The sequence below is a fragment of the Gloeobacter violaceus PCC 7421 genome, assembly GCF_000011385.1.
Lineage (GTDB): Bacteria > Cyanobacteriota > Cyanobacteriia > Gloeobacterales > Gloeobacteraceae > Gloeobacter > Gloeobacter violaceus.
Genome location: NC_005125.1, coordinates 2,088,484 through 2,104,712 on the forward strand (window position 1 = coordinate 2,088,484; position 16,229 = coordinate 2,104,712).

The 16,229-nt window shown below is 64.6% G+C and carries 8 protein-coding genes; all 8 read right to left on the bottom strand.

The window, feature by feature from the left end:
* Nucleotides 1–4: 4 nt before the first annotated feature.
* Nucleotides 5–1,648 carry a PfaD family polyunsaturated fatty acid/polyketide biosynthesis protein gene (locus tag GLL_RS10120; RefSeq protein ID WP_011141954.1) on the bottom strand — a complete coding sequence of 548 codons (1,644 nt, stop codon included), beginning with the start codon at nt 1,646–1,648 and terminating at the stop codon, nt 5–7.
* Nucleotides 1,648–5,931 carry a type I polyketide synthase gene (locus tag GLL_RS10125; RefSeq protein WP_011141955.1) on the bottom strand — a complete coding sequence of 1,428 codons (4,284 nt, stop codon included), beginning with the start codon at nt 5,929–5,931 and terminating at the stop codon, nt 1,648–1,650. The genes GLL_RS10120 and GLL_RS10125 overlap by 1 nt, the downstream gene beginning before the upstream one ends.
* Nucleotides 5,919–8,369, bottom strand: a complete 2,451-nt coding sequence (locus tag GLL_RS10130) for an SDR family NAD(P)-dependent oxidoreductase (RefSeq protein WP_011141956.1) — start codon at nt 8,367–8,369, stop codon at nt 5,919–5,921. The genes GLL_RS10125 and GLL_RS10130 overlap by 13 nt, the downstream gene beginning before the upstream one ends.
* 44 nt (nt 8,370–8,413) lie before the next feature.
* Nucleotides 8,414–12,304: a type I polyketide synthase gene (locus GLL_RS10135; RefSeq protein ID WP_011141957.1), complete on the bottom strand. Its 3,891-nt coding sequence runs from the start codon at nt 12,302–12,304 to the stop codon at nt 8,414–8,416.
* Nucleotides 12,305–12,335: 31 nt separating this feature from the next.
* Nucleotides 12,336–12,503 carry a hypothetical protein gene (locus GLL_RS10140; protein WP_164928897.1) on the bottom strand — a complete coding sequence of 56 codons (168 nt, stop codon included), beginning with the start codon at nt 12,501–12,503 and terminating at the stop codon, nt 12,336–12,338.
* A gap of 12 nt (nt 12,504–12,515) precedes the next feature.
* A complete protein-coding gene (locus GLL_RS10145; protein ID WP_011141958.1) occupies nt 12,516–12,923 on the bottom strand; it encodes a hypothetical protein in 408 nt (135 codons plus the stop codon).
* Nucleotides 12,924–13,113: 190 nt separating this feature from the next.
* Complete coding sequence (locus GLL_RS10150; protein ID WP_011141959.1) at nt 13,114–13,566, bottom strand: acyl-CoA thioesterase; 453 nt, start codon at nt 13,564–13,566, stop codon at nt 13,114–13,116.
* Nucleotides 13,567–13,610: 44 nt separating this feature from the next.
* Nucleotides 13,611–16,217 (bottom strand): TonB-dependent receptor plug domain-containing protein, encoded by a 2,607-nt coding sequence (locus GLL_RS10155; RefSeq protein ID WP_011141960.1) that lies wholly within the window; start codon nt 16,215–16,217, stop codon nt 13,611–13,613.
* Nucleotides 16,218–16,229 lie beyond the last annotated feature (12 nt).

Genomic DNA, 16,229 nt, shown 5'->3' on the forward strand with positions numbered 1-16,229 from the left:
TTCTCTAACGCGTAGGAAAGTACCGGCAGTAAGCGGGCGGCAGTTGAAGACCCTGGCTTCTTAAATGCTGCACCCGGTACAAAAAAGCAGCTCCCAGCATCAACTGTCCAGCCACATCGACAACTGTGCGATTTTCAGGCACGCCCAGGTAGGTGCCTTTGACCCAATCGTTAAAGGCACCCATCGCTGGCCCGCACCAGATCTGGTAATCCATCTCCCGACCCTTTTCGCCGAGGTTAGACCAGCGCGAAGAAAGACCCAGATACCAGCGAAAGATCAGGGCCATTTTGCGCCTGGGGTTGCCCTCGGCTTTTTCGATTTGCTGTGGATCGCGATGGCTGAAGTAAGCAATGGTTTCCTGCCAGATCTGTTCGAGGCTTTTTTTGAAAATTTGGGATTCGAGTTTTTGAATTTCGGCGGCCGGGATTTCTTCGAGAGCGCCGTAGGTCTTGTACAACTCGTAGAGTTTCTGGGCGCGCATCGCAAACAAGGTTTCGCGTTTGAGCACCTGCAGTCTGACCCCCACCTCGAACATGTCCGCCGCCGGGGCCATCGTCACATCGGTCGTCTCCGCCCTGGCCAGCAGGGCACGGGTGTGGGCGGAGGTACCCGCCTCGACGCAGGCCTGGTTGACCGAGCCGGTCACGACGTACGCCGCCCCCATCACGAAGGCCGCCAGAACGGCCTGCGGCGTGCCGATCCCGCCTGCTGCCCCGATGCGCGTCGGCTGGGCAAAGCGCTGTTGTGCCTGGATCTCGTCGCGTTGCGCCAGGATCGAAGGCAGCAGGCACACCAGGGCACGGTTGTCGGTGTGGCCGCCGGAATCCGCCTCGACGGTGATGTCGTCCGCCATCGGCACTTTGCCCGCCAGGGTCGCCTGCAAAGGCGAGATCCGACCCGCCTCGACCAGTTGCCGCAGCAGAGCTTCAGGTGCCGGCTGCAGAAAGCGGCCCGCCACTTCCCGGCGGGAAACCTTCGCAATCACCCGGTTGGCAATCGTGATGCACCCAGCCGGATCGAGCCCCAACCCCGCCGCGCGGTAGTGAACGATCTGGGCTGTGAGATCGATGTAGGCGCTCGCCTCGACGGTGCGCACGCCACCTTCGAGGTACACCCGCACCGCCCCCGCCTCCAGGGCCGGTTCGCTGGGGCTGTGGATCAAATTGAAGGCGTAGGGTCCCTCCGGCAGCGCCGCCTGAATGCGTCCGATCGCCGCAGCGATCCGATCCGGCACCAGACCGGCCGCCCCGAAACTGCCGAGCATACCGGCCCGGCCCACGGCGATCACCAGTTCCTCCGAGGCGATGGCGTTGGCCATTGCCCCGGTCATGTACGCACAACGGACCCGATGGGCGGCCAGAAAAGCGGGATCGCCCAGGGAGTGCAAAGACATCGCCGGCACAAAGGCCAGCACCTCCGGCAGATCGGCTTCGTCGGCGGCCCTCAGCCACGACCCGCCTCTTGCCAGACCGATCCGGCCTTGTTGGCGGACGGCATAACAGGGCACGTCGCTATCGCGCAAAATCGAGCGGATACCGGGTTCATCGAAGGCAACCGCATCGGCAGGACCGCTCCAGACCTGCCCGGTCTTCGGCGCGCTGCCTGCATGGCGCACATCGGTGTCACAAACCGTTGTAGAGATCGGCATTATCGGCTCCCTGACGAGTGCTCCGTGGCCTGGACGGGTGCGTCGAGCACCTGCTGAGCGGCGGCAAGCTGCAGCTGGAGAATTTCGCCCCATTGCCTGAGCGACGCGGCCCGCTGTTCGAGAAAACTGCTGTGCGCCCGGCTGGCTGTAGCCGTCTGCACCAGGGGGGGTCCCCCCGTCGCCGGGGGGAGCGGCACTTGAACGGTCGCGCCGGGCGGCGGCGGCTCAAGTCGGTCGCCACCCAGGACTATCGTTCTGGAGAGTGTTGTTTGGGCCGCGGCGCCGCCCGCAGCGCCCCGCTCCAAAGTCGTCAGATCCACCGGCACCCGATGACTCACCAGGGCTGCCAGTAGGCGCACAATCGAAACCTGCTCGCTGACGCCGCGCTGGTCGATCTGGAGGCTGAGGTGCGGGCGATCTCCGAGAATGGCGGCAATCCAGCGGGCACAACCGCCGCTCGGCCCGACCTCGATAAAGCACCGGTGACCATCCTCGTACACCCGTTCGACCAGGCGCGGAAAATCGACGCGCCGGCACAGATTGGCCGTCAGGGCCGTGGCGATGGACTGCGCCTCCAGATCGATCGGGGCGTACCCGGCCGTCGAGTAGAACGCCAGGTCCGGCTTCCCCTGGATCGCCACGGTGGTCAAGCGCGCGATTTCCTCAGAGCGGGAGCGCACCGCCTCGCAGTGCAGCACGCCGTCGAAGGGCGCGCGCACCGCACCGCAGCCCAGGCGCTCGATCAGGCGTTGGCACTGGGCGCTATCCCCGGCGATCACCACCTCGCCGGGGGTGTTGATGTGGGTCAGGTAGACGCGCTCGTGCTCCGTCAGGGCTTGCTCGACGGCCCCCGCCGGGGCGAGCAGCACGAAGTTGCTCCACAAGTCTGAGGCTGCTTGCTCGGGGGCGATGGCCCAGTGTTCGCGCGCCGCCAGCTTCGGCCCGGCCAGGCAGCGGGTGAACAACGGCGAGGTGCGCAGGGGCTTGCACAGCGCGTCGCAGCCCGCCCAGACCCCGAGGGCGCTCAGCATGCTCGTCTCCCCAAGGCTGTAGCCGAAGGCTGCCTGGGGTTGCACTCCGAATTCGCGCTGCAAGATGCTGGTGTACAGCGCTGCGAAAGCGAGCCCGGAGTCGATCATCGCCACTGGATCGGCCAGCAGGCGTTCTTCGTGGGCGATCCGCTCTCTGGCGGACAGGGTATTCAGGCTCCTTGGATAGAGGAGCTTTTCGCGCGTCAACAGAGCGGCATCTTCGGTCAGTTCATCGAGGCGCCGGTGGCAGCGGGGAAAGCGGTACAGCAGATCCTGCCCGAGGCCGGGGTAAGTATTGAACGCGCCGGGGTAGACGAAGGCGACCCGGGTTTGCCGCCCGAGCGGCTCGGCGGTGAAATAGCTGCCCACGGGGGTCTTCCAGGTCTTGCCCTGCTCAAAGGCCGCGGCGATGCCTTTGTAGGCCCGGCGCAGCTGGCCTGTCACTTCCTCGCGGTCGTGGCCGACGATAGCGAGAGCGTAGGGCAGATCAGGGCGGCTGCGGCAGGCTGCGTGGCAGCGCCGGACCAGGACTTCGAGGGCTTGATTTTCGGCGAGCCGGGCTTCCAGTTGCTCCAGCTGCGTCTGCAGATCGGCGCGGTCGGCCGCGGCGACCACCAGCAGATGCGGTCGAAAGGGCGGGTCTGCTGCTTGGGGGGGCTCGACGCGCCGGGGCGCTTCTGAGAGAACGGCGTGGGCGTAGCCGCCGTCGTGGTCGAGGGCGCTGATGGCCGCGATCCGCCCCTGGCCGGCCGACAGCCACGGCTGCGCTCTGGACGGAACAAAAAATGGGCTTTCCTGCCAGCAGTGCGACGCTTTCGGTCCGGACCAACCGGGGATCGCAGGCAAATAGCGGTCGTGCAGGCACAGGGCTGTGCGCACCAGGCTCGCCATGCCGGCGGCGGCCTGGGGGTGGCCGATGTTGGCGGTGGCGCTGCCCAGGGCCACCGTCGCCGATTCTGCCCGGCGATAGACCGCATGCAGCCCCGCGATTTCGGCCGGATCGTGCGTGGCACTGCCGCCCCCTGCGACCTCCACAAACCCGATGCCATCAGCAGCGATCCCCGCTGCAGCCAGGGTGCAGCGGGCGGCCTGCTCGATCGCCGCGGCGGCTGGTTGCGAGGCGTTGGTCTGGCCAAAGCCGACGGCGTCGAGGAGCGCCCAGATAGGCTTTTTTTGAAGCTGGGCTGCGGCAGTCGGCATCAGCACCACTGCGGCGGCCCCTTCGCCTACCATCCAACCGTCGGCATCGCGGTCGTAACCAAAAGTCGCAGCTCCCTGGTTCAGGGGCTCGCAGTGGTGGCGGGCCAGGACGTTTTCGATCCCGCCTGCAAGATCGACTGCTCCGACGAGCGCCGCCTCCGCCTGCCCGGAAGCGATCAGCATCTGGGCGAGTTCGAGGGCTCTGAAGGAGGCGGCGGCACCCTGGGCCGGAAGCACAAAAGCCGGTCCGGTAAAATCCCACAGCGCGGCGATGCGGCTCGCGGCCAGGTTGCCCATCAGCCCCAACACCCCGTGCGGCTGCAGTTGGTCGGCCGCCGGTTCGACCCGGGTGGGGTGGGTCTGTTCGTGCAAGCGCCCCGAACTGAGCCACTGGTGGCCCTGGGACAGATTGGCCCCGGCAACGACGATGACCGCCACCTTGCCGCCTCTGGCGAGCCCCGCCTGCGCGAGCGCCCGCTCAGCCACCTGCACCATCAGGATTTGCTGAGCATCGAGCCGGTCTGCTTCGTGCGGCGGGATGCGCAGATGCCACAAATCGACCTCGAAGCGCTCCAGAAAGGCTCCCCTGAGCGCCGAAGCGTCAGCTTCAAAGCCGTACCGCCCCAGAAGTCCGGGCTCAGATTCAAGCTTGTGCCAGCGCTCAGCAGGTAGAGGTACCCAGTGTTGAGCGCCCTCGTAAAGGGTCTGGCCAAAAGCTTCCAGACCGCACGCTCCCCCGAAGTGGGCGTCCATACCGACGAGCGCGAGCTTTTCAGCCGGCTGGGAGGCACCGGGTGCCAGGGCCGCCTCGCAACGATGGCCTTCCGGCTGCTCCAGGATGAGGTGGGCGTTGGCGCCGCCGAAACCAAAGGCGTTGAGCGCGGCCAGACGGCCGGGATGGGCAACGGTGGTCCGCACCAACGCCCTGGCGCCGAACAGACCGTCTTTAGAGCGCAGCGGATCGCTGACTCCCACAGTCGGGGGGATCACTCCCGCGTGCAGGCTCAAAACCGTCTTGAGCAGTCCGGCGAGTCCGGCGGCCGGTAACAGATGACCGACGTTGGACTTGACGGTGCCGATGAGCGGTGCGCTGTGGTAGCGCCCAAAAAAACGCTCCAGCGAATCGAGTTCGGTCCGATCGCCCAGGGGCGTTCCGGAGGCGTGGCATTCGATGTAGCCGATCGAGCGCGGATCCACCTGCGCCTGTTCGTAGGCGCACTCAAAAGTGAGCAGCTGACCGCGCGGACTCGGATTGAACAGGTGTCGGCCCTGGCCGTCGTTCGCGAGCCCCGTACCGCGCACCACGGCATAAATGCGATCCCCGTCGGCCAGCGCATCACTGTAGCGCTTGAGGGCTACCATTGCCGCCCCTTGCGCCGGTCGCAACCCCTGCGATGCGCGGTCGAGCGGTCGGCTGGCACCGTCGGCAGGCAGGGCCTTGAGCGCCGCAAAAGCGGCTCGGACCAGCTGCGGCTGCGCGGCGTGCACGGCACCGGCCAGCATCAAATCCGCTTTGCGGGCGCGCAGATGCTCGCAGGCGAGCTCGACGGCGTACACCGATGAGGCGGAGGCGGCATCGACGGTGAGGTGCCCTCCTTCCAGCCCGAGCGCCCGGCAGATCACCGCGGCCGGATAGCCTGCCACCAAAGCGTTGGCCATCGACGGCAGCGAGGCTGTATCCGCCTGCTCCAGCCGGAGCGCAGAGGTCTCGCGGTACAGAGGAGCGAACAGTTCGCTCGAGCACAGCGTCGGCAGGCAGGATTGGCCGAGCACCACGCCGCAGCGTTTGAGAAGCGCTTCGCCGTTGAAGTTGCCGCTGTCGCCCAGAGCCCCTTTGGCCACCGCCAGCGACCACTGAAACAGCCGGTCCAATCCCTCCAAAAAGGCGGGGTCCAATCGGTAACCGCTCGGATCAAAAGCAAAATCGACCGACAACCCGGTAGCGCAGTCGCCCGGCTCACACCGCCCATCGAGCAAATTCCGCCAGAACTGGGCCGGATCGTTTGCACCGGGAAACAGACAGGCTATCCCGATGATGGCTATGCTTTCCATCGCGCCCTCCCGGATCGGGCAAACAGGGACTTCAGTTGCGGACCCATCGTCAGGTGCATTCCCTGCATCCGGACGCACAGGCGGCCGCCGGCGTCGTAGGCGGCCGCCTCGCCGACGACGCCCGCCTCGGAGTGGGCGGTGCACTCGAAATCGATCGTGAACACTTCGCCAAAAGCCGGGCTGCGAAACTGTTCGATGCACTCCACCCGAGCGGGCAAGCATCCCTGCCGGTGGTGGTGCTGGACGAAGACGAGGGCCGCTTGCAGCAACTGGTCCAGAATATAGGGATTGAACGCACGGGCGGGAAATTGGCCCTGGCAAGCCGCGTCCGGCGGCAACACCCGACAGCGGACCTCCACCCGGCGGGCATCGAGGCTCAAAACCGCTTCAAGCCCCCGGAAGCTCGGGCCGTGAAAGAGCGTCCCATCTTCGTACAGCGGCGCCACGGCAAAGGAGCCTTCTCGGGCACAGTCCGAACGGTGCGACTGGGTAGAGGAGGGCAACTCGGCAAGCAGGATCGCCCGGCCGCTGAAATGGCGGCGAGCCGGTCCCGGCCCGGCCTGGCTCCAGATCAGCGTGTCGAGTTCTATGCGGCCCGATTGCCTCTGGCCAGGCTCCGCGATCTCCAGATACAGCGTTTCCGGTTCGCCGCCATCGAAGACGATCCCCTTGAGCACTCGAAAATCTTGCAATTGCAAGCAGCGGTAGCCGGCGAACAGTTGCTCGCACCCATCGACCATCCAGCCCGCTGCGCACATCGAGGGCAGCACGGGGTGCTCGCCGATTCTATGGTCGCGGACGAACGGGTTGCCGGCCAGGCTCATTCGGCGGGCAATCCGCCAGTGGCGTTGCTCGCAGAGCGGTGCCTGCGGCGCGGCGGGGGCGAGCGGCTCACCGATCACCACCTGCACCTGCTCGCGGCGTTTGGGTAGAAGTTGCCCGGCAAGCAACCCGACGCCGGTCTCGATCGCAATGCGCGGCAGCGGCAAATTTTGCTGCCGGTAGGCGCGGATCAGTTCCGGGGTGACCATACCCCCGTCCCAGGCCCCCCAGTCGATTGCCGTCACGTGGCAATCGGGGTGATGGTACTTCACCGCGTGGGCGACTTTGTTGAGGATTTCGTTGGCGATGGCGTAGTCGCTTTGACCAATGTTGCCAAAAAACCCGACCACCGAAGAAAACAAGATGAGCTGTTCGAGCTGCCCGGCCGGCACCCACCGCAGCAGGTTCGCCAAACCGGCCACCTTGGCGCCGTAAACCCGTCGAAAATCTTGCTCGGTTTTGTGCTCGATGCGCTTGTCTGCGATGTTCCCGGCCCCGTGGATGAGGCCGGTGATCGGCCCAGCCTGGGCGGTGGCCGAGCGGATGACCGCTTCGAGGGCGAGCGGATCGCTCACATCGACGCTGTAGTAGAAGGCCTTTCCACCCGCCCGCTCAACCGCCTCCAGGGTGGCCACCACCTCGCGCCGCGCCAGCAAGGCGTCGAGGTCGCGGCGAATTTTGCGCGGTTCGGGCTTGTCTGCCCGCGCGGCGAGGTGGGCCACCAACCGCTCCTGCAGTTGCTGTTCGCCGTGGCCATCGGCTGCCCACGGCGGTTCGGGTCCGTCGATAGCCGAGCGCCCAAGTAACACGAACCGGCAGCGGTAGAGCTTGGCCAGGTGCACCACGCATTGGGCAGTGATTCCCCTGGCACCGCCGCTCACCAGCAAGACGGAGTGCGAACCGAGGGGGGCGACCGGCGCGACGGCCGGCTCGCCCCCCTCCTCCTCCGGCGCGCAAGTGAGGGTTGTGCGCTGCTCGCCGGTCTGTCCCACTTCTACAAGCCGCCGGTCCGGGTCGTCCAGCTCCGCCAGCAGACATTCCACAGCGGCGTCCACGGCCAAATCCGGGCAGAGATCCACCGCCCGGCAGTAAACGTTCGGCCATTCTTTGTGCAGACTTTTGCTCAACCCGAACAGACCGCCGGCAAGGGCACTGCAGGGACGGCTGTGCTCTACGCCCAACCGGCCGTCCAGGCGCGCGACCGTCACAAAACAGCTGCGGGCGCTGCGGGCCGCTTCCTCCAGCGCGCTTTTCAGGTGTTTGGCCAGATAAAAAACGCCCTCAATCAAAGCGGCCTCAGACGGCAAAAACGCGATGGTACTCCGCTCGACAATCGGCAGCGGCGGGTGCAGGTGCACAAAGGCGCGCACCGTGCCGCAGCGCGAGCGGATCGCTGCGAGGACCGCTTGAATGTCGCGATCGCCCGGGGCGGGCACCACCACCCGCTCGATCCCGGCGGGCAAAGCCGGTCCGGCCGCTTCCGCCCAGGCGAGCACGACCACCCGCCAGCCGCGGGCGCTGAGGGCCGCAGCCAGCCGGGGCGTCAGCTGCGAACCGTCTTCGCTCAGCAGGCACGTCGCATCTTCGGGCAAGGCGTACTCCAATCGGTCGGCCATGGGCAAGCGCTCCAGAACGGCGATGCGCCGCTCGGGGGTCCAGTTCAGCTCACCAACCTCGTCGGCAGGACGGCCGGGGACTTTTTTTTGGCCGCTCCCTCCGCCACCGCTACCCAGTGCGCCCCGATCTGCTCGAGGGTCCGCAGTTCGGCTAGATCCTCCGGTTCCACCTCCGGCAGCCGGCTTAACGCTTCTTGCATCGCAGCGAGGATCTCGATGCGCTTGATCGAATCGATGCCCAGGTCGGCTTCCATCTCCATCTCCATCGTCAACATCTCAGCCGGATACCCGGTCTTCTCGCTGACGACCTGCAACAGCACCTGCTGGACGGTCGCCCGTACCGACGAACCGTTTGCGGAGGTTTGGACCGGGGGCTCCGGCGGTGGCGCAGAGGGCGTCAACACCGGTTGGGGCACAACGGCGGGTTCGACGGCCGGCGGCGCCCAGAAGGCTGCCGCGGCGGGCACCCCTTCGCCGGACTGTGGGGGCGCAAGCAGCGCCCACTGCTGCTTCAGCAACTGCACACACGCCTGGGAGTAGGCGACCTGGTGCTTGAGGTAGTGCTCGTGCAGGTGGAGGGTACCCTCTTCGTGCTGGTGCAGGTGCAGCAGGCTGCGCTCCAGGCTCTTCAGCAGCGGCCCGGCCACCTCTTCGAGCATCGGTCCCATCCCGCTTCGGCCGCCGAACAGGGTGTGCTGCTGCTGCAACAGCTGCAAGGAGACCATCGTGTACTCCGCCTGGTGATTGAGGTACTGCTGATGAACGCGCAGGGTTTCTCCCTGCTGCTTGCCCAGCTGCGACAGGGTCTGATCGAGGCTGTCGAAAAACCGTGCGTGGACGCTGGTGGTAGTGGGGTGCTGTGACATCGAATGCACCTTTGGGTGAAATTGCACAACATCAGATGGCGGCAAAGCCGCATGGCCGTTGGTGCGGCCGGGGCCCTGCACTACCTGGGCCGGCGGCGCTCCGTTCGGACTATGGACCGGGCGTTGCCCATTGCGGTTGGCGTTGGTCGGTGCCGCCCGGGTGGGCGGTTTGCTCTGCAGGGCTTGTTCGAAGGCGGCACGGGTCTTTTCGCTCAGGTAGCCGCGACCGTTCAGCGCAATGGTCAAAGCCCGCTTGCCGTCTCCCGCCGCCGGGTAAGGGCGTTGGTAGCCGCTGAGATCCTTGAGCGGGAGACCGACAACGCGCAATTGGACCGCCGCTGTGCGCAACTGGCGGTCGCTGTCGCCCCGAGTGCTCGGGTTGAGGGCCACCGCGACATGGGGGCGTTGGCCGAGGATGTCTTTGACCAGGCCGGTGAGAATACCCCGCGGTCCGAATTCGACAAAGCAGGCACCCCCCTCGGCGTAGATGCGCTCGATCGATGGTTCGAAAAGCACCGGGTTGACGATCTGCTGCCGCAACAACGAGGCAATCCCCTCCGCGTCGTCGGGATAGGGCTCTGCCGTGGCGTTCGCGTAGACGGCGACGGTCGGCGGCTTCAGCTCAACGCTGCCAATCGCCTCTGCGAAAGGCCCAAGCGCATAATCCACCGCAGGGGTGTGAAAGGCGGCTTCCACCGGGAGCAGCGCGGTGCGGATCTGCCTGGCTTCCAGGGTTTGCTGGGCTGCCAGGATAGCCGCCCGCCCGCCCGCGAGCACCAGCTGGTTGGGGGAATTGAAGTTGGCGACACTCACCCCCTCAAGCTGAGGAAGCCAGGACTGGAGAACCGCTGCGGGATGTTTGACCGCCAGCATTGCCCCGGCCTGGTGGGGCGGCTCGATGGGCGGGGTCATCGCCCGGCCGCGCGCCCTCACCAGAGCCAGATAATCTGGTGCGTTCAGCACCCCGGCCGCCCAGAGCGCCGACAGTTCGCCAAAGCTGTGGCCCACGGCAAAATCCACCCGCAGACCGGCCTCGTGCAGCAGAGCGAACAACGACAGACTCAGCGCCCCGATGGCCGGCTGGGCGTACTCCGTCGCCTGCAGCGCCGCCGAGTGCAGGGCGCTGTGTTCTTCGCCGAAGCCCGGCTCCGGATAGACCGTCTGCGAGAGCGTCCGTGCGCCCTCCAGGCTAAATAGACCGTCGAAATCCGCAAAGATTTGCCGAACCTGGGGAAAGTTGTTTGCGAGGCTTCTGCCCATATTGAGGTACTGCGCCCCCTGGCCGGGAAACAGAGCCACCACCTTTGCGCCGGCTGCCAGGCCGCAGCGGCGGTAATAGATACCGGCCGGATGCTCCCAGGGATCTTCCGGGTCCGCCCCTGCGAGCGTCTCGATCGCCTGGGCGAGCAGCGCGCAGGTTTCCTCGCGGCTTGCCGCCACAAATCCGAGCCGGGCGGCGTCGCCCGGTATCACCAGAGCGGCCGTCGCTTCGATCCACTGGGCAAAGACCCGCTCGCCGCTCTGGCCGCCCAGTTCTTCGAGCAAAGCACGGCACTGTTCCAACAAATGCGTCGGCGTCTCGGCGCAGGCGAGCAACACCCGGCCAGTGCGGTGCAACTGGTAGGGCCGCAGGTGTTCGGCTTCGTATTCTTCCAGGACCAGATGGTAGTTGGTGCCGCCGAAACCAAAGGCGCTCACACCCGCGCGCCGCGGCTGCTGTCCTCGGCTCCAGGGACGGCTTTCGGTGTTGAGATAGAACGGAGAATCCTCAATATTCAGCTCGGGATTGGGTCGCTCGACATGGAGGGTGGGCGGCAGAATCTTGTGGTGCAAAGCCAGCACCGCCTTGATCACCCCGGCGGCACCGGCCGCTCCCTTGGTGTGACCAATCTGGGACTTGACGCTGCCCAGGGCAATGCGCGGCCGGGCCGCCGGCCCCTCGCCAAAGACCGTGCGCAAGGCCGTGAACTCGCTGAGATCGCCGGCCGCCGTTCCGGTGCCGTGGGCTTCGACGAGGCCGACGCCGGCCGGGGCTATCCCGGCGGCGCGGTAGGCATTGCGCATCGCCTGGACCTGGCCCTGCCAGTTGGGGGCATAGATGCTCTTGTGTTTTCCGTCGCTGGAAGCACCGATCCCCCGGATCACACTGTAGATGCGGTCGCCATCCAGCTCGGCGTCTTCTAGGCGCTTGAGCACCAGCATGCCCAGACCCTCGCCGAGCAGCGTGCCGTCGGCCCCGGCCCCAAAAGGCCGGATGGTCTGTGTTTTCGACAGGGCCGGTGTCTTGCTGAAGCTCATGAACATGAAAATGCTGTTGTCCAGATCGAGGCCGCCGGTGATCATCAGATCGCTGCGGTACTCCGTCAGTTCGCTGATGGCCATCTTCATCGCCCCGAGCGAACTGGCGCAGGCGGCGTCCACCACGCAATTGACGCCCCCGAGATCGAGCCGGTTGGCAATGCGGCCCGCGATGACGTTGCCGAGCCAACCTGGAAAGGCATTTTCCTCCCAGCCGACGTAGGCCAGCTTCAACTTCCGCTCGATCTCGCACGCCTCCTCGTCGCTCAGACCGCTGCTGGTGAGCACCCGATGCCAGGTGGGGCTTTGCAATCGGGTGGTGAGGGGCACCAGCAGTTGCATCGTGCCGCCGACTACCCCCAGAATCACCCCGGTGCGCTCGCGTACCGCCTGTGCCGCCCCGGCGTACCCGGCATCCGCCAGCGCCGCCTTCGCCACGACCAGACCCAACAGCTGGGTGATATCGGTAACTTCCAGGATGCTTGGGGGCAAACCGAATTCCAAGGGATCAAACGGCACATCCGGAATAAAACCGCCGCGCTTGCAGTAGGTTTTGTCGGCAGCGGACGGGTCCGGATCGTAGTAGTCCTCGACGCGCCAGCGCGTCGAGGGCACCTCGTCGATACAGTCCCTTTTGTTGAGGATATTCTCCCAATATTCCTGCAAATTTCCGGCCTTCGGAAAAATAGAAGCCATGCCAATAACGGCAACGGGAACCCTTTGTAAAGCATCCCGTTGCTGTTCCGATTCGGTGCGTTGCTCCTCAGCCATGCGGGCAGCTCCTGATTGATTGGACAGCCATCTATTTCGACTCGATAATTTCCCCGGTGCCTACGACGGCATCCAGGACGGACGGGCTTTGAATCGCCTGGTTTTGGCTCTGTTTGACGGCGATATCGATGCGAATATTCTCAAGGGCTACTGCGAGCTTTATCAGCCGCTCGTAGTAGTCGTCAACAGGCGTGCTCATCGGGCAAGATCCCTATCCATGGGTACGCAATCTGATTCCCCGGCTGTTGCGGTAAGTAAATTCACCGACCGAAGGATTCGGCCGTCGCGGATCGACCGTTCCGGTCGTCTGCTGCCACTGCTCGCCGGTGGCCACCTGGCCGCTCACCTGGCCGCTTTTATCCCGGTGACAGGCAATCCAGGCTGCTCCGTCGTTCGGGCAAAAAAACTCTTCAATCCAGCGGGTCCGATCCACCAGGGTCGTAGTGGCGGCGTGCAGCAGCGTGGCGGTTTTTTTGGTCAGCCCCAGCAACTCGCGCGCCTGCTCCACCGTCGTCGAATAGACAAAATGTTTCTTGCCAGGCATGCGCCAAAGACGCACACCACAAGTCGGGCAGTAAATTTCGACGCGATTGAGTGCTCGGCTACGTTTTTGCGCCATAGGAACACCTGCTGTAGAAATGGTCAAAGAATGAGCGAATCCGCCGCTATGCCTGCACTAACGGAAGGGCATAGATGGTCCTGGCAAGGCACAAGTAAGGCTCTTGAAACCAGGAATATCAAGGAACTATCGCTGTCTTGAGAATAGCACTTATCGAGTGCGAAAGATTGTCTTTATTAAAACAATTACTCTATTTTGATCTAGATCTTGCGACGCGAGTTTCCGATGGTGCCGCTTCCTGCAAGTAGGGCTCAAAGCGTTCCAACATTTCTGCCGGAAGGCGTTGGGGCCGCATCTTCTGGAGATCGACAAAAACTCCTTTTTGATGTGCGGTCGCCACCAGGGTTCCTTCCCCGTTACACATGCGAAAGGCTACGTTGACGGACACGCTTTTGAGTTCGTCGAGCCAGATTTCCATGTGGGCACAATCGCCCAACTTCAGAGAATGCTTGTAGAAAATTTCCGTCTCGATCAATACCGGTGCAATGCCCTGTTCGGAGAGTTTGTGTACCGGCATACCGATTTCCTCCATAAATTTCATGCGCCCGATTTCCATCCACTGAATGTAAACGATATTGCTCACATGGCCGACGAAATCGATGTGATAGGTATAGACCGGCAGGATCAGCGTAACAGTCTTCATGATCGAGGTCCTCGAACGGTGGCAAAGGACTCCGGGATGGGGCGTCAGCCGCCCAGTTCGAGCCGCCCGCCGATCCGAAAGGTCGTCCCCGGCGCCGGGATGCCGCTCAAGCTCTCGTACTGGGTGTCGGTGAGGTTGAAGACGCTGCCGGTCAGGGTAAACAGCGGCACCAGGGGAATTTCGACGTTGAGATCGAGGGTCGCCCAGGCAGGCACGTACTCGTTCGAGCCGCGGCTCACCACACCGCTTGCCGTGGTCGCCCGTCGTTTGCCGCCGTCGTAGCGGCCCACCAGGGCCACCAGCCAACCCTGATGGACATAGGAGGCACTCAACAGGACGCTGTTGAAGGGAATACCCGGATCTTGAAACTGGTAATAAAACGGATAGGTCGACTGGCTGGGATTGTCCGCGTTTCCGGCGGCGCGCACATCGCTGTTGGTCCAGATCGCCTGCAGGCGCAACTGTTCGGTCGGCCGCCAGTCGGCCACCGCCTCGATGCCGGAAGCCTGGCGCGTGTCGAGGTTCTGGGCTTGCAGAACCAATGGGATGGCCGCAGCCGTGGCCGGGTTAGGGTTGGCCAGGCTCACCCCGCCGATGGCGCCATCGAGATAGCTGTTGAAGTAGGTGAAGCGCAAGCCCAGGTTGCGGGCGGGAGTCAGATCGAAACCGACATCGTAGGTCACCCCCGACTCCGGTCTGAGGCCCGGATTGGCCAGGATGTTCGAGCCGGTGGCAAACAGGTTGCTCAAGGCCGGCGCGTTGAAGATATAGGAATAATTGGCGCGCAGCGACAGAACATTGTTGGGGCTGTAGCGCACCCCCGCCGCCGGGGTCAGCACGCTGCCGAACTGGGAACTGTTGGTGAGGCGCAGACCGAGGTTGGCCTTCAGCTCGTTGCTGAAGCTGATGTCGTCGATGAGAAACAGCGAAAGCCGGGAGATGGCGCGGTCGAAGAACGTTTGGGCGCCTTTGGACTGCTGCTGCTGGTAGCTGCGGTCCTCCAGAAAGTTGATGCCGAACGAGAGGTTCTGGCCGGGGGAAATCTGGCTGTTGAGGGCTATCTGGGCTTCGTAGCGCTGGTTGTCGATGAACGGCTGTGCCGGGGGCGGCACAGTGAGCGCGCCGGGGGTACCGGTGCCGCGGGCGTTGGTGTCGTAGAAAAACGGCGAGGGCTGCTCGGTGATGGTCAAAAGCCGCACCAGCGAGAGATAGCTGTTGAGCGAGGTGGTCGGGGTGATGTCGTAATCCCAGAAGACCGTCGCCTCGGTCTGGGCCTGCAAAAAGCGCTGAAAGAAGTTGGTGGTGCCGGTCAAAGGCTCGATCAAGTAGGACTGACCGGTCGGGATGGCGACGGTGCCGGCGGCATTGGCGTCGAAGTTGTAGCGACCGGAGAAGGCCGCCGTCGGCGTGTTGAAGATAAAGGCCTGGGTATCGCAGGGCAGTTCGTTGCCGTTGGCGTCGAGGGGCAAAAACCGTCGGCCGCTGGTGGTGCCGTTCGGCTGCACGGAGGTGCCGCCGCGGCACAGACCGAAGGCACTGCGCCCCGGACCGAACGCTTCGTTTTTACTGTTTTGCTGGTTGAGGCGCAGGGTGAGCCGGTTGGCGGGGTCGGGGCGAAAGACCAGTTTGCCCGAATAGGAATCGCTCGCGTTGTAGCCGGTGTCGTTGATGCCCGAGAGGGTGACGGCCGGACCCAGTTCGGGTTTGAGGTAGCCGAACAGACTCTGGCCGTTGGGGGCTACCGCATCGCGCTCGTAGAACTGCGCCGTATTGGGAATCGTCAGCGAATACGGAAAGTTGTTGAAGGCGACCAGCCCCGTGTAGACGAGGTTGTAGGAGAAAGTGTCGTCGCCGCCGCCGTACTTGCCGACGTAGCGCGAGAAGCCGTAGGAGCCCGCTTCGTACTTGAGCGTCAACTTGGGCGGTCCCTTGGGCGTCTCGGAGATCAAGTTGATGACGCCGCCCGCCGCACCGGCGCCGTAGCGCAGGGTTGCCCCGCCGGTGACCACCTCGACGCGCTCGATGTCCTCCAGGCTGATGCGCGAGATATCGACGCGATTATTCGACGAGCGCTGCAGCGAGATGCCGTCGCGCAGCAGTTGAAAGCGCTGGTCGTCGAAGCCGCGCAGGTAGCTGTTGCCGGAGTTGCGCACGCCGCCTAGGGCAGGGAGGCTCTGGAAACCCGGCACCTGCACCAGCGCGTCGGTGACGGTGAGCGCCCCCAGACGGCGAAAATCTTCTTTGGTGACGGTGTAGGTGGTGGCGGTGGTGTCGCGCTCGCGGGTCGGGCGGCGGGTGGCGGTCACCGAGACTTCATCGAGAATATCGCCGGAGGCATCTTCTGCTGCCGTGGCCGGAGCCTGGCTTGTCTGGGTATCGGCCGACGGCTGGGGAGGGGCCTGCCCCAGGTGCGTCTGCGGGGCAGGCGGTGCTATATCCCACGGCAGGGAGTCGCCCGTGAGATCCGACGCGCTCCCTTTCCAGAGCCCAAGCAGCTGCTGGACCCTGCCGGGAGCGGCGACCGTCTGCCCTGCGGCTATCGGCACCACGGGGATCGCGAGCACTTGCGCCGCCCACAGGCAAGGACCGACGGAGGCGACAGCGAACAACCAGGTGCGCCGGCGGTGTTTTTGGCCTTCGAAGTGGATCATGCTTACCTCTGC